At 63.2% G+C, this 13,727-nt stretch carries 12 protein-coding genes and 1 pseudogene; 8 read left to right on the top strand and 5 right to left on the bottom strand.

Annotated elements, in window-relative coordinates; all coding sequences use genetic code 11:
* Positions 1 to 4: 4 nt before the first annotated feature.
* The gene (locus tag ACNJX9_RS21930; protein ID WP_439404126.1) at positions 5 to 1,219 is read left to right on the top strand and encodes an acetate/propionate family kinase; all 1,215 of its coding nucleotides are present in this window, start codon (positions 5 to 7) and stop codon (positions 1,217 to 1,219) included.
* Complete coding sequence (gene fabI / locus ACNJX9_RS21925; protein WP_220006847.1) at positions 1,216 to 2,004, top strand: enoyl-ACP reductase FabI; 789 nt, start codon at positions 1,216 to 1,218, stop codon at positions 2,002 to 2,004. Before ACNJX9_RS21930 ends, fabI begins: the two co-directional genes overlap by 4 nt.
* 6 nt (positions 2,005 to 2,010) lie before the next feature.
* Here the strand turns inward: fabI and ACNJX9_RS21920 are convergent, their stop codons facing one another.
* From ACNJX9_RS21920 to ACNJX9_RS21900, 5 genes are all read right to left on the bottom strand, one after another.
* Positions 2,011 to 2,469: a MaoC family dehydratase gene (locus tag ACNJX9_RS21920; RefSeq protein ID WP_057754968.1), complete on the bottom strand. Its 459-nt coding sequence runs from the start codon at positions 2,467 to 2,469 to the stop codon at positions 2,011 to 2,013.
* A gap of 12 nt (positions 2,470 to 2,481) precedes the next feature.
* Positions 2,482 to 3,132 carry a 3-oxoacid CoA-transferase subunit B gene (locus ACNJX9_RS21915; RefSeq protein WP_057754971.1) on the bottom strand — a complete coding sequence of 217 codons (651 nt, stop codon included), beginning with the start codon at positions 3,130 to 3,132 and terminating at the stop codon, positions 2,482 to 2,484.
* 3 nt (positions 3,133 to 3,135) lie between these two features.
* Entirely contained in the window at positions 3,136 to 3,783 is a 648-nt protein-coding gene (locus tag ACNJX9_RS21910) for a CoA transferase subunit A (RefSeq protein WP_439404125.1), read from the bottom strand.
* A gap of 93 nt (positions 3,784 to 3,876) precedes the next feature.
* Complete coding sequence (locus ACNJX9_RS21905; RefSeq protein ID WP_439404124.1) at positions 3,877 to 4,473, bottom strand: hypothetical protein; 597 nt, start codon at positions 4,471 to 4,473, stop codon at positions 3,877 to 3,879.
* Positions 4,470 to 5,396, bottom strand: coding sequence for an alpha/beta fold hydrolase (locus ACNJX9_RS21900; RefSeq protein ID WP_439404123.1), 927 nt, complete (start codon positions 5,394 to 5,396; stop codon positions 4,470 to 4,472). Before ACNJX9_RS21900 ends, ACNJX9_RS21905 begins: the two co-directional genes overlap by 4 nt.
* A gap of 125 nt (positions 5,397 to 5,521) precedes the next feature.
* Here ACNJX9_RS21900 and ACNJX9_RS21895 point away from each other — a divergent pair, with 125 nt between their 5' ends.
* From ACNJX9_RS21895 to hfq, 6 genes and pseudogenes are all read left to right on the top strand, one after another.
* Positions 5,522 to 8,029, top strand: coding sequence for an alpha/beta hydrolase (locus tag ACNJX9_RS21895; RefSeq protein WP_439404122.1), 2,508 nt, complete (start codon positions 5,522 to 5,524; stop codon positions 8,027 to 8,029).
* 9 nt (positions 8,030 to 8,038) lie between these two features.
* Positions 8,039 to 8,902: an alpha/beta fold hydrolase gene (locus ACNJX9_RS21890; RefSeq protein ID WP_057754982.1), complete on the top strand. Its 864-nt coding sequence runs from the start codon at positions 8,039 to 8,041 to the stop codon at positions 8,900 to 8,902.
* A gap of 16 nt (positions 8,903 to 8,918) precedes the next feature.
* Positions 8,919 to 9,089, top strand: coding sequence for a hypothetical protein (locus ACNJX9_RS21885; RefSeq protein WP_439404121.1), 171 nt, complete (start codon positions 8,919 to 8,921; stop codon positions 9,087 to 9,089).
* 336 nt (positions 9,090 to 9,425) lie between these two features.
* Positions 9,426 to 11,845 (top strand): annotated as a pseudogene (locus tag ACNJX9_RS21880) (ATP-binding protein).
* A gap of 17 nt (positions 11,846 to 11,862) precedes the next feature.
* Positions 11,863 to 13,233 (top strand): nitrogen assimilation response regulator NtrX, encoded by a 1,371-nt coding sequence (ntrX, locus tag ACNJX9_RS21875; RefSeq protein WP_057754991.1) that lies wholly within the window; start codon positions 11,863 to 11,865, stop codon positions 13,231 to 13,233.
* A 245-nt stretch (positions 13,234 to 13,478) separates the two neighbouring features.
* Positions 13,479 to 13,727 carry an RNA chaperone Hfq gene (hfq, locus tag ACNJX9_RS21870; RefSeq protein ID WP_007591126.1) on the top strand — a complete coding sequence of 83 codons (249 nt, stop codon included), beginning with the start codon at positions 13,479 to 13,481 and terminating at the stop codon, positions 13,725 to 13,727.

Below are 13,727 nucleotides of genomic sequence, written 5' to 3'. Positions count from 1 at the left end.
CGCCATGGACACCATCCTCGTCGTCAATGCCGGCTCCTCAAGTGTCAAGTTTCAGGTCTACTCGATCGAAGGCGAGGCCAGGCTGCGCCGGCAGATCAAGGGGCAGATGGACGGCATCGGCAGCCGGCCGCGCCTGCGCGCCGGCGACGCCGGCGGGCAGTCTCTGGCCGATCGCGCCTATCCGATCGAGGCCGTGCCCGATGTTCCCTCGGCAATGGCCGTTGCCGGAGACTGGCTGCGCAACGAGCTCCAGGTCACGCCCATCGCGGTCGGTCACCGCGTCGTGCATGGCGGCCCGGACTATTCAAAGCCGGTCCTGATCGACCATGGCGTCGTGTCCCGTCTCGAACGATTTGTTTCTCTGGCGCCGCTGCACCAGCCGCACAATCTCGCACCGATCCGCTCATTGCTGGCGAATTTTCCGGAGCTGCCGCAGGTGGCATGCTTCGACACCGCCTTTCACCGCAACCATGATGCCGTCGCAGATCACTATGCCATTCCGCATCAGCTTCACGCCGAGGGCGTCAGGCGCTACGGATTCCACGGCCTGTCCTACGAGTACATCGCCCGAACGCTGCCGAGCCTCGCGCCCGCGATCGCCAAGCGGCGCGTGATCGTCGCTCATCTCGGCAGCGGCGCCTCGATGTGCGCGCTCAAGGAGGGCCGCAGCGTCGAGAGCACCATGGGCTTCACGGCGCTGGACGGCCTGCCGATGGGAACGCGACCCGGACAGATCGATCCCGGCGTGCTGCTTTATCTGATCTCCGAGAAGGGCATGCAGCCAGCGAAAGTGCAGGACTTCCTCTACCGCGAGTGTGGCCTGAAGGGCCTTTCCGGCATCAGCAACGACATGCGCGAGCTGGAGGCCAGCAACGATCCGCAAGCAAGGCTCGCCATCGACTATTTCGTCTACCGCATCGCCCTCAACGCCGGAATGCTGGCGGCGGCGCTGCAAGGGCTTGATGCCTTCGTGTTCACCGCCGGTATCGGCGAGAACTCCGCATCGATCCGCGCGCGCGTTGCAGCCAGGCTCGAATGGCTCGGCGCGGTGCTCGATGCAGGCGAGAATGCCCGCCATGCGCGCCTCATCTCCCATGCCGACAGCCGCATCCCCGTCTATGTCGTTCCGACCGACGAGGAGCTGATGATCGCCCAGCACACGCTGTCGCTGCTGATGAACGGCCAATCGCACAACACAAGATCTGAGAGGGTGTCATGATCCCCGTATTTCCGGACAGCAAGGTGGCGCTCAAGGGCAAGAAGGGGCTGATCGTCGGCATCGCCAACGACCAGTCGATCGCCTGGGGATGCGCGCGAGCGTTCCGCGCGCTCGGTGCGGATCTCGCCGTGACTTATTTGAACGACCGCGCCAAGAAACATGTCGAGCCGCTGGCCCAGGCGCTGGAGGCGCCGATCTTCATGCCGATGGACGTGATGGCCGAGGGCCAGACCGAGGCGGTATTCGAGCGCATTGCGACCGAGTGGGGCCAGCTCGATTTCCTGCTCCATTCCATCGCCTTCTCGCCCAAGGAGGCGCTGCATGGCCGCGTCGTTGACGTCGGTCGCGACGGCTTCCTCAAGACCATGGACGTCTCGTGCTGGTCGTTCATGCGGATGGCCCATCTCGCCGAACCCTTGATGAAGAACGGCGGCACGCTGTTCACCATGACCTATTACGGCAGCCAGATGGTGGTGGAGAATTACAACGTGATGGGCGTCGCCAAGGCCGCGCTCGAAGCCTCCGTCCGCTACATCGCGGCCGAGCTGGGTCCGAAGGGCATCCGCGTCCACGCAATCTCGCCGGGACCGCTGGCGACCCGTGCTGCGTCCGGCATTCCTGAATTCGACGAGCTGATGGACAAGGCGCAGTCAAAGGCGCCATCGCGCAGCCTCGTCAGCATCGACGATGTCGGCAATGCCACCGCTTTCCTCGCGCTCGACGGCGCCAAGCTGATCACCGGCGGGGTGCTCTATATCGATGGTGGCTATCACATCATCGATTGAACGCGCTCAACGATAATGCAAGGCGATGAGCTCAGCGACGCAGGCGGGCCTCTTGCCGCCCTCGATCTCAATGACGAGGTGATAGTTGACGCGCAGGCCGTCCGGCGGCACATCCTCGGCTTCCGCAACGGTGACGCGGCCGCGCAGCTTTGAGCCTGCCGGAACCGGTGCCAGATAGCGGATGCGATCGGCGCCGTAATTCAGCGTGTTGCGCAAACCTTTCAGGCCGATCACGGAGCGGATGAAGAGGGGCGCGAGCGCCAGCGAGAGCAGGCCGTGGGCGATGGTCTTGCCGCCAGGCATTTCCTTAGCCGCGCGTTCCTGATCGACATGGATCCATTGCTCGTCGCAGGTCGCCGCCGCGAACTGGTTGATGCGATCCTGCGACACCTCGACCCAGTCGCTGACACCGATCTCGGTCCCGATGGCGGATTTGATGTCGTCGAAATCGCTGAATATCCGCATGGCCTGGCCTCGTCAGATCTTCATTTCCGGCACGGTTTCAGGGATCGCGAGCTCGGCTTCGGTCACCGCCAGGACCTCACCGGCGGTGACGCCGGGAGCGGTTTCCAGCAGAGTTGCCTTGCCGTCGGGAAAGCCGATCACCGCCATGTCGGTGACAACCAGATCCACGGGCCGTGCCGAGGTCAGCGGCAGCGTGCATTTGGCGACGATCTTGGACTTGCCCTTGGCCGCATGCTGCATGGCAACGACGACGCGCTTGGCACCCGTCACGAGATCCATCGCGCCGCCCATGCCGGGCACCATCTTGCCCGGGATCATCCAGTTGGCGAGATGGCCGGAGCTATCTACCTGGAGGCCTCCGAGCACGGTCACGTCGACATGGCCGCCGCGGATCAGCCCGAACGACATCGCGCTGTCGAAGGTGGCCGCGCCCGGCAGCGCACTGATCGGACGGCCGCCGGCATCCGTGAGCGTCGGGTGCTCCATGCCTTGCTCCGGAATTGGGCCGGTGCCGATCAACCCGTTCTCGGATTGGAAGAACACTTTGAGATCGGATGGGACGTAGTTTGCGACCAGGGTCGGGATTCCGATGCCGAGATTGACGAGATTGCCGCTTCTCAGCTCCTTGGCGACGCGCCGGGCGATGATGATCTGCGGGTCCATGTGTCACCCGTTGGTGATGAGGTAGTCGACGAGCGGTGCCGGGGTCACGACGTGATCGGGTGCGATGACGCCGACGGGCACGATGTTCTCCGCGGTGACGATGACCGTGTCGGCGGCCATCGCCATGACGGGATTGAAATTGCGCGACGTCAGCGCGTAGGCGAGGTTGCCGAGATAGTCGGCGAGGAATGCGTGCACCAGCGCGAATTGCGCCCGCAGCGCGGTCTCCAGCAGGAATGGCTTACCGTGGACCTCGATCTCACGCTTGCCTTCCGCAACCAACGTGCCGACCCCCGTGGGGGTCAGAACCCCGCCGAGACCGCATCCGCCTGCGCGAATGCGCTCGACGAAGGTACCCTGCGGGACGAGATCGACGGCGATCTGGTTCGCCAGCATCTGTTGCTGCGCCTTGGGATTGAGGCCGATATGGGTGGCGGTCAAGCGAGCGACCAGCGCCGCATCGAACAGCTTGCCGACACCCTTTCCCGGGGTGGCCGCATCATTGCAAATCAGGGTCAGCCCGGTCTTCTTCTGCCGCACGAGTTCGTCGAGCAGGCGTTCCGGCGTTCCAACGCCCATGAATCCTCCGACCATGAGGCTTGCACCGGCGGGGATCATCGCAACTGCTTCTTCGATGGAAACGGCCCTCATCGATGGAACTCCGATCGCGGAAGCGGACAGTGGTGATGGACTGATGTTCCGGGACGGCAGATTGCCATCGTTGATCTGCGTCAAGGCTTCCGGTCATTCGCGTGGGTCGATGCCGATGCTTGCCAGCATCTCGCGCCAGAGCCTGCGCACCTCATTGTGCCGCTGCTCCAGCGCCGCGCTGACGGCATCGCGGAAGGGCAAGAGCTCAGGCCCTTTCAGGAACAGGATTTGCGCCTGGAGCAAGCGACCGCTCTCGAACTCGATGCGCCGCAGCGCCAGGACGAAGGGATCGGCCGGGCTGGCCTCGGTCGGCAGCAGCGCTGCCGGGCGAATGGCGGCGTGAACGGCGTGCGCAAGCGTGGCGAGATTGACTGATGGCGCAAGGCTGCGATCCCCAGTCAATCCGGTTGGTGGAGGAAGCCAGGCCGCCTCCCACGAAGCGGCCATGTAGCCCAGGGCGATATCCGGCACCCAAATGGTCGCGCGCTGCAGCAACGAGACGATCTCGGACTCGCGATAGAACTGCGCGTTCAATTCGGTCTGCCAGGCAGCCTCGATCCTTAACGGCAGCGCCAGAGCAAACTGCCGTGCGAGCGCGCCATGCGCCGAGATCAGGAAGGCAGCCACGCGCGTTTGCTGCTGCGGCGGCACCCGACCGTCAGCCTCGAGCGGTCCGAGGAAGCCGCTCATGGCGAGGGCCTCTGCACGGGAATCGCGCGCAGATGGTCGTAGCCGGCCGGAAACGGCGAGAGCTCGCCGCCGGGCTCGCCAGGCGCGATCAAGACGGCCTTGTTGCCCTGCCAGCGCCCGGCCAGCACGTCCTCGGCAAAGCGGGCGAGCAGGTCTGCGGTGAGCGCTCCCTTCTCGAGGGTGAAGGCGTGATAGGCCTCCGGAATGATCACCAGCGCACTGTCGGGGATTTCGACGCGAAGCGTCTCGTGCAGGCAGCGGGGAGTCAGGAAGTCGAATTCGCCATTCAGGATCATGGTCGGGACGGCGATGGACGAGAGCTGGGAGGTGATCGGATGGAAGTCCAGAAAGGATTCCATCAGGTTTTGCAGGGCATAGACGTCGTTGACGAGCCAACCCTGCCGCTTGACGCCGTCGAGCTTGTCCAGCAGCGGCTTCAGCCACCGGTCAGACAGGTTCATTGGCAGCAGCAGGTCCTGCAGGTAGCTGGTACCGCCGAGGATGAGACCGGTACGCAGCGCGTTGCCGATCAAGAGCAGCTGCGGCGACAGCTCGGCAAAACAGCTCATCGGCACCAGCCCGGACAGACGCTTGCCGTGTTCGATGGCATAGCGCAGCGCGATCAGACCGCCGAAGCTGATACCGCTGAGGAACACGGGTCCGTCGCCGAGCGTGCCGATCAGTCGGTGGAGCACGGCGACATGATCGTCCTGATTGATGAACAGCGCCGGCTTGTCCGAGACGCCCTGGCCGAGCAGGTCGAATGTGGCGACGCGAAAGCGCCGGGCCAGCAGCGCATCACGGTAGGCTGCCCACAGCTCGGCATATTGCGTCAGCCCATTCACCAGCACATAGGCGGGAGCGTCTGCCGGTCCGTCCAGCTCATAGCGGATCCGGTACGAGCCGTGACTGAGGAAGGGCATTGCGTTCGCCAGCAGTTTTTGACTGCGCGATCCTTCATCCGACGCGCCGCATTCCATTGAGTTAGATCAAAGCTCGCCTGATCGAGCTGTCTAGCGTCCCCTCAAAATGCAAGGGAGGCTCCATCATGATCGGGAATGGATTCGCAAGGCACAGCCTCGTCGGCCTCATCCTGCTGCTCGTCGGCACATCGCTCGCAATTGCACAACCTTTCACGCGGCGTTCGTCGCAAATGCAACATGATGGTTTGAAGAAGACCTACGAGATCGCCAACTTCAAGATTGGCGGCAAGTATGATCTGTCCGATCCCTCGAAATTTGAGCTCGGCGGCGAGGGCGGCGTCACGCTGGAATCGCTCGGTGCGGGTAAGCTGCACACCAGCTACATCGCGATCGGCAACGCGCGGCGCAATGCGCAGGGCGAAATTACCAATGCCGTCGTCGTCAATTCCTACTATTCCGGCGATTCCACCGACATGTATGAGCAGTGGGTCAAAGGTGCGCCACTGTCGGGCGGCGTCCCGATCATCGGACCGGGCCGGCCGATCGACACCGATCGCTATTACGTCATCATGGTCGATCCGCTCGGAACCTGGGGCGCCAGCAAGCCGTCCGAGGGTCTCGGCATCAAGTTTCCGCAATACAGCTACTACGACATGGTGCAGGCAAACTATCGCCTGCTCCGCGACGAGCTGAAGGTCGCGCGCGTTGCGCTCGTGACCGGTGTCTCCATGGGCGGCACGCAGACCTATGTCTGGGGCGTGATGCATCCGGAATATGTCAGCGCGATCATGCCGATCGGCGGCACCACGCAGTCCGATGGCGACGACCCCGTCGGCAACTGGACCTTCCAGATGATGACTGCCGCGATCCAGGGCGATCCGGTCTGGCAGGCGACCAAGGGCGACTATTACAACCTGCCCAAGGAGAAACATCCGGTGCCGGGCGTCGCGTTCGGCTGGTCGATCCTCGGCATGACGGGTTACGATTTTGCCTATCGCACGACCCAGAACTGGGCCGCGGTACAGCCGGAAATCTTCTACTGGGATCCGCCGAACGAGAAGGCGGGCCTGAACGTCACCAATCGTGCCAAGCTCTATGACGCCGTCGATCTCGTCTTGCGCAACCGGGTCGGCGAGACCCACAACATCAATCCGTATCTCGGCCGTATCCAGGCGCGCACGCTGGTGATGCACATCACCAATGACCTCTGGCTGAATTTCAAGCTGGCACAAAAGGCAGTCGATCGCGTGCCGGGGGCGGACCTGATCGCGCAGGAAAGTCCGGTCGCCCATTACGGCGTGTTTCCGATCATCAACCAGCGCAAGAACGATCCGAAATTCGTCGCCTTCATGGACGACGTGGCCGCGCTCGATCGCGCCCAGCTGTTCGTCGACAAGAATTATCGTGTTCCTGGAGTCGCCGAGAAGATCGATCCGGGCAAATCCTTCTGGAAGGACTTCGTCACCTATCCCTATCCGGTCAAATACGCCAACGCCAAGGACAAGATCGGCAATACCTGGCAGATCGGCTACATGGATGAGTATGCCGGCACCGACAAGGACCCGAAGGTCCTCGTCATCATCCATGGCAAGGGCGCCTTCGGCGGGCACTACGGCAACATCATGCAATACGCGCTGCGAAGCGGCCTGCGCGTGATCGTGCCTGACTTGCCGGGCTACGGCATGTCGGGGCCGGGCAATCTCGACAAGAGCCCGGCGCGCACCATGCAGGACATGCGCGAGACCATCTACGATCTGGTCGTCAACCAGCTCGGCGTCAAGAAGGCCTATTATCTCGGCCACTCGCTCGCGGGCCAGTTCGTCATGGGCTATGCGCTGACCTGGCCGGACGCGGTGCAGGGCCTGGCGCTCGAAGCGCCGTCGGGTCTCGAGGAATATCCGCGCGACATCACAATCGCGAAGGACAAGAAGGCACCTTTGTTCCAGCCGGGCCTCGGCCGCGACTTCGACAAGTGGAAGCAGATCTGGGACCAGACCGGAATCCTGGCCGCGGAGAAGGCCCGTGACGAGCAGGGCATTCGCGACTTCTTCTACTTCAAAAAGCGTGATCCCGACACCGGCGTGGTGTCGGCGGCGAAGAGCGGCTACTTCTTCAGCGACAGCGAATATGCCCGCTTCCACACCGAACAGCGCGTCGGGCTCACCAGGGGCAATCCGAAAGAGCTCGAGCAATGGTGCAACGTCTTCATCTTCGATATCTACACGATTGGATCAGAGCTCCAGCAGGATGATCCGAAGAACCTTTACGAGCGGGTCACGCAGATCAAGGCGCCGATTTTCCTCGCGTTCGGCGACAAGGAGCCGTTCATCCCGACGCCCGCTTTCAACGGGCTGACCGATCTCGGACGCGACGTCATCACGCCCTTCATGACGCGCATGACCAACGCCGGAAACCGGCCGATGCTCAAGATCTACCCGGAGACCGGACACTTCATCCACACCGACAATCCGGTGGAGTATTCGGCCGATGTCGTCGACTTCGTGACCAGGGGACGAGTGGATACGTCATCGCCACTCGGCACCGACCGCATGATCAAGGGCGCCGTCGCCTCGGCCATCCCCGTGGCGCCGACCCCACCTGGCGCGGCGCCGACGGCAGGGTTGAACAAATAGGATGATCTGATGCCGCGGGTGCAGGCGGGTGCAGTCCAGCTTGGCTGGCGGGAGTGGGGGCAGGGCGACGTCACCGTCGTCTTCATCCACGGCAATCTCGCCAGCAAGGACTGGATCGAGCTCGCCGCGCCGCTGTTTCCATCGGGTCTTCGCGTTGTGGGAATCGACTGGCGCGGCTGCGGCGACAGCGACCGTCCCAAGGCCACGGCAGATTATTCCAATTACTCCATGCAGCAGCATGCCGACGACATGCTCGCCGCGCTCGATACGCTGGGCGTCGGCTATTGCCATCTTGCCACGCATTCGACCGGCGGCATCATTGCGGCGCGTATGCTGCTGGCGCAGCCGCAGCGCTTTGGCCGCGTGTTCGCGCTCGATCCGGTGACGCCGCTCGGCATGGTCTTCAATGCCGATCAGATCGGCCTGTTTCGGGCGATGATGGCGAGCAAGGAATTGACGCGGACGATCATGGCGACCGCGGCTTCCTCGCTGTTCGTGCCGGAGAGTATGGCGCCAAACATGATCCCGCAATTTCGCCAAGGTCTGGGAGACATCCAAGCGCTGTTCGATCGCATCATCGAGCAGACCTTCAGCGTCTCCGAAGGCATCTGGATTGGAACGCCGGTGAATCTGACGCGCGAAAAAGAGAGCCGCGAGCTGGAACGGCGCATGCCGGAGCTGCGCCACCCGCATCTGGTCTTGTGGGGCGAACGGGACGGCTGGATCGCGCCGGCCGATCTTCGTGCCATGACTGCGGCGATGCCGGATTGCCGTCTCGTGATCGTGCCCGGCGTCGGGCATTCGATGAACCTCGAGGTCCCCGCGCTCTATGCCGGCTATTTCGGCGCCTGCTTCGGCGGACTTGCCGCATAACGAAGGGAGTGATGCCATGGCTGAAATCAAAAAACTCTCGGTCGAAAAGACGATCGAGAAGCTGCGCGGCGCCGATCAGCGAGTATCCAGGGATCAGCGGCTCGAGGCAAAGACCGACGAGCTGAACGAGGAGATCAGGCGCATGAGGGCTCAGCGAAAACGCCTCGATCGGCGCAAGCAGGATTGAGCTGGCAGCGCCGGGGCGATCAGCTGACATCACCGAAGCGGGGATGTCCTCCGGGTCACCGGGGTCTTGACCTGCGCGGGCCGCTGGTCCGCGGCGCCGTTACGGACCACGGACGGACCCCGTTCCACCGCGGCTGCCGGCGAGGGGCACCCACAGCGAGAAGCTCTCGAATCCCGACCTCCCGTTTTGGGAAATCGTGGCTAAAAGAAGAAGTTGAATTCGGTAAGCCGCTGAGATCGCGTGGCTATTTGACACTGTCGCGTCTCAGCAACAATGTGGTAGGAATACATCAGTTTCCGCCCAGCGCGGACCCACGTTTTCAGCACCATTGCCGGAATGACCAGCGCAGACACCTCGGCCGCATCCTTTGACACGGCCCCAGCCGAAGAGCCCCGGCGCTGGTCCGCGCGACGCTGGCTGGCACCATTGCGGTGGCCCTGGCGCTGCTCTCGGCGCTCCTGACTTTCCTGGTCCTGACCGGTCTGGCCAAGATCGAGCCGACGCCGGAAGTGGTGCGCTCGTTCTACCTGATCAATGCCGGCACGATTTTGCTGCTGGTCGGCATCATCGTCCGCGAGCTCTGGCAGCTGATCCTGGCCCGGCGGCGGGGACGGGCGGCGGCGCGCCTTCATGTCCAGATCGTCAGCCTGTTCTCGATCGTTGCCGTGCTGCCGGCGGTGCTGGTCGCCGTCGTCGCCAACGTCACCATCGAGCGCGGTCTCGACCGGCTGTTCTCGGGACCCACCAAGGAAGTGATCCAGAACTCGCTGACGATCGCGCGGGCCTACATGAACGACCATGCCCAACTGATCCAGGGCGACATTCTTGGAATGGCCAACGACATAGCTCACGCGCGGCCGCTCTATGATCAGGATCGGCGGTCGTTCCGCGAAATTCTGACGGCCAGCGCCGCGTCCCGCAACTTGCCGGGCGCGATGATCATCGACAAGAGCACCAACATCCTGGAGTCCGCCGACACCGGCATGCGGCTGACCTATTCGCCGCCCGCGCCGGAATTCCTCAGCAACGTCAAAGAGACCGAGCCGGAAATCGCGATCCTTCCGGACGCGAGCTCCGTCGCTGCCGTGATCCGCCTGCGCGCCTTCAACGATACGTTCCTGTATGTCGCCCGTCCGCTCGACCCGAACGTGGTCAGTCAGGTCAACCAGACGGAGATCAGCGTCGCCGAATACGCCCAGATCGAGTCGCGCCGGCTCGGCATCCAGGTCGCGTTCGCGCTGATGTTCGCGGTGATCGCGCTGACCATCCTGATGGCTTCCGTGCTGATCGGCCTCAACTTCGCCAACTCGCTGGTGGCACCGATCCGGCGGCTGATGAATGCGGCCCACACGGTGTCGACCGGCGATCTCCATGTGAAGGTGCCCGTGCATCAATCGGAAGGCGATCTCGCTCAGCTTGGCGAGACCTTCAACAAGATGACGCAGGAATTGCGCAGCCAGCGCGACGAGCTCGTCAATGCCAGCGACCTGATCGACAGCCGCCGCCGCTTCATCGAGGCGGTGCTGTCCTCGGCCAGCGCCGGCATCATCGGCGTCGACACCTCGGGCAGCGTCGGCATCCTCAACCGCTCCGCCGAGAAGCTGATCGGGCATTCCGAGGCCGAGACGCTCGGCCATCCGCTCTCCGACGTGCTGCCCGAGCTCGACGAGATGATGAAGGCGTCGCGGGAAGGCACCCAGCGCCTGGTGCAGGGCCAGATCACGATCACGCGCGACGGCACCGAGCGCAATCTTTCGGTCCGAGTCAGCGCCGAGAAGAACCAGCCGCACGACAGCTACATCATCACGCTCGACGACATCACCGAGCTGGTCTCGGCGCAGCGCACCTCGGCCTGGGGCGATGTCGCCCGCCGCATCGCCCACGAGATCAAGAATCCGCTGACACCGATCCAGCTCTCGGCCGAGCGCATCCGCCGCAAGTTCGGCAAGGACATCACCGAGGCCAAGGACAAGCAGATCTTCGACCAATGCACCGACACCATCGTGCGCCAGGTCGACGACATCAGGCGCATGGTCGACGAATTCTCGCGCTTTGCGCGGATGCCAAAACCCGTGATGGAAGGCGAGGATGTCGCCGACACCGTGCGGCAGGCCGTGTTCCTGATGAAGGTCGCCCATCCCGAGCTCGATATCGAGGTCGAGTTCAAGAAGGATCCGCTGCGCGCCCAGTTCGACCGCCGGCTGATCTCGCAGGCGGTCACCAACATCGTCAAAAACGCCACGGAGGCGATCGAGCAGGTCCCGCCGGAAGAGCTCGGCAAAGGCCGCATCGACGTCGTGGTGTCGCGCGAGGGCGACGACGTCCTGATCGATGTCATCGACAACGGCATCGGCCTGCCCAAGGTTGCGCGCTCGCGGCTGCTCGAGCCCTATGTGACGACGCGTGCCAAGGGCACCGGCCTTGGCCTTGCCATCGTTGGCCGCGTGCTGGAAGACCATGGCGGCCGCATCGAGCTGAAGGACGCCTCCGACTTCCGCGAAGGCCAGCGCGGTGCCTGGATGCGCATGCGCTTTGCGATCTCCGGACAGGCCAAGAAGGCCGAAGGTGCCGAGCCCCGGGCAGCGGTGACGGACATCGCCAAGGGCGCAACCACGCCCGAAATCAGGGAAACGGCCCCAAATTACGCCAAGGACTCTGCTACGGCGCAGGCAACAAAAGAGCCAGCGGCCGAAACCAAAGAGCCGGCTGAAAAGACCAATGATTCAACGAAAATCGAAGCCTCAACAGGCAGCTGAGAAGACAGGCGCGACCCATGGCAAGTGAAATTCTGATTGTCGATGATGAGGCCGATATTCGGGATCTCGTTGCGGGAATCCTCGAAGACGAGGGTTTTGTGACGCGGACCGCGCGCGACAGCGACTCGGCGCTGGCCGAGATCGCCAACCGGCGGCCGCATCTGGTGTTCCTCGACATCTGGCTGCAGGGCTCCAAGCTCGACGGCTTGCAGCTGCTGGAGCAGGTCAAGAAGGACAATGCCGATCTGCCAGTGGTGATGATCTCCGGTCACGGCAACATCGAGACCGCCGTCGCCGCAATCAAGCGCGGCGCCTATGATTTCATCGAGAAGCCTTTCAAGGCCGACCGTCTCATTCTGGTCGCCACCAGGGCGCTGGAAAACTCGCGCCTCAAGCGCGAGGTCAAGGAGCTGAAGCAGCTCGCGCCGAGCGCAAGCTCGCTGGTCGGCCGCTCGCCGAGCATGAACCAGCTGCGCCAGACCATCGAGCGCGCCGCCAAGGCCAACAGCCGCATCCTGATCGTCGGCCCCGCCGGCGCCGGCAAGGAATTGACCGCGCGCACGCTGCATATGGCCTCGGGCCGCGCCGACGGCCCCTTCGTGGTCATCAACGCCGCGGCGATCACGCCGGAGCGCATGGAGCACGAGCTGTTCGGCGTCGAGCAGTCCAACGGCGAGCATCCGCGCAAGCCCGGTGCGCTGGAAGAGGCCCATGGCGGCACGCTGTTCATCGACGAGATCGCGGACATGCCGCGCGAGACCCAGAACAAGATTCTGCGCGTGCTGGTCGAGCAGTCGTTCCAGCGCGTCGGCGGCACCGCCAAGGTGCAGGTCGACGTCCGCATCATCTCCTCGACCGCGCGCAACCTCGAAGAGGAGATCGCGGCCGGCCATTTCCGCGAGGACCTCTATCACCGGCTCTCGGTGGTGCCGATTCGCGTGCCCGCGCTGTCGGAACGGCGCGAGGACATTCCTGAATTGATCGACTATTTCATGGAGCAGATCTCGGCCGGCAGCGGCCTGCCGAAGCGGCAGATCGGCCAGGACGCGATGGCGGTGCTGCAATCACATGTCTGGCCGGGCAATGTGCGTCAGCTCCGCAACAACGTTGAGCGAGTCATGATTCTGGCCGCGGGCGGGCCGGAGGTGATCATCACCGCCGACATGCTGCCCCAGGACGTTGGCTCGATGGTGCCGGCGATGCCGACCAGCAACAATGGCGAGCACATCATGGGCCTGCCGCTGCGCGAGGCACGCGAAGTGTTCGAGCGCGACTATTTGATTGCCCAGATCAGCCGTTTCTCAGGAAATATTTCTCGCACGGCCGAGTTTGTTGGCATGGAACGGTCGGCGCTACACCGGAAGTTGAAGGCGCTCGGGGTCGGCTAAGCTGGACGCCGCGGCCGCACTTGCTGGGATATCTGGGAAAAATCATCTATTTCCGTAGTTTTTCGGAGAAATAGGGCGCGTCGTGCCGCGCGAAGCGGCTTGCCTAAAATGTCCACCTGTCCTCTAATCGACCAGCCGTTCCTCCGAGGGGGATCTCATGAGGAGCGGCAACCGGAGGAAGGCCCAATTTGAAAACAGGGTCGCTTCCGGTGCAATAAAAAGAAACTCAAAGCGAGAAAAAAACAATGGCGGCAGACCGCGCACAAAACCTACAGGACACCTTCCTCAATCACGTTCGCAAAACCAAAACGCCACTGACGATCTTTCTGGTCAACGGAGTGAAGCTCCAGGGCATCGTGACCTGGTTCGACAATTTCTGTTTGCTGCTTCGGCGCGACGGTCATTCGCAGCTGGTCTACAAGCACGCGATCTCGACCATCATGCCAGGCGCTCCGATCCAGCTGTTCGAAGGCGGCGAGGATCAGCCGGCTTGA

The organism is Bradyrhizobium sp. BLXBL-03, assembly GCF_051853015.1.
In the GTDB taxonomy this organism is placed as follows: Bacteria; Pseudomonadota; Alphaproteobacteria; order Rhizobiales; family Xanthobacteraceae; genus Bradyrhizobium; species Bradyrhizobium manausense.
Note: the sequence above shows the minus strand (reverse complement) of the source record. Positions and strands in the feature narration are given on the sequence as shown.

Bases quoted from the DNA above. Each gene is read 5' to 3' on its own strand.
- ACNJX9_RS21930 (WP_439404126.1), top strand. From the start codon at position 5: ATGGACACCATCCTCGTCGTCAATGCCGGCTCCTCAAGTGTCAAGTTT.
- fabI (WP_220006847.1), top strand. From the start codon at position 1,216: ATGATCCCCGTATTTCCGGACAGCAAGGTGGCGCTCAAGGGCAAGAAG.
- ACNJX9_RS21920 (WP_057754968.1), bottom strand. From the start codon at position 2,469: ATGCGGATATTCAGCGATTTCGACGACATCAAATCCGCCATCGGGACC.
- ACNJX9_RS21915 (WP_057754971.1), bottom strand. From the start codon at position 3,132: ATGGACCCGCAGATCATCATCGCCCGGCGCGTCGCCAAGGAGCTGAGA.
- ACNJX9_RS21910 (WP_439404125.1), bottom strand. From the start codon at position 3,783: ATGAGGGCCGTTTCCATCGAAGAAGCAGTTGCGATGATCCCCGCCGGT.
- ACNJX9_RS21905 (WP_439404124.1), bottom strand. From the start codon at position 4,473: ATGAGCGGCTTCCTCGGACCGCTCGAGGCTGACGGTCGGGTGCCGCCG.
- ACNJX9_RS21900 (WP_439404123.1), bottom strand. From the start codon at position 5,396: ATGCCCTTCCTCAGTCACGGCTCGTACCGGATCCGCTATGAGCTGGAC.
- ACNJX9_RS21895 (WP_439404122.1), top strand. From the start codon at position 5,522: ATGATCGGGAATGGATTCGCAAGGCACAGCCTCGTCGGCCTCATCCTG.
- ACNJX9_RS21890 (WP_057754982.1), top strand. From the start codon at position 8,039: ATGCCGCGGGTGCAGGCGGGTGCAGTCCAGCTTGGCTGGCGGGAGTGG.
- ACNJX9_RS21885 (WP_439404121.1), top strand. From the start codon at position 8,919: ATGGCTGAAATCAAAAAACTCTCGGTCGAAAAGACGATCGAGAAGCTG.
- ntrX (WP_057754991.1), top strand. From the start codon at position 11,863: ATGGCAAGTGAAATTCTGATTGTCGATGATGAGGCCGATATTCGGGAT.
- hfq (WP_007591126.1), top strand. From the start codon at position 13,479: ATGGCGGCAGACCGCGCACAAAACCTACAGGACACCTTCCTCAATCAC.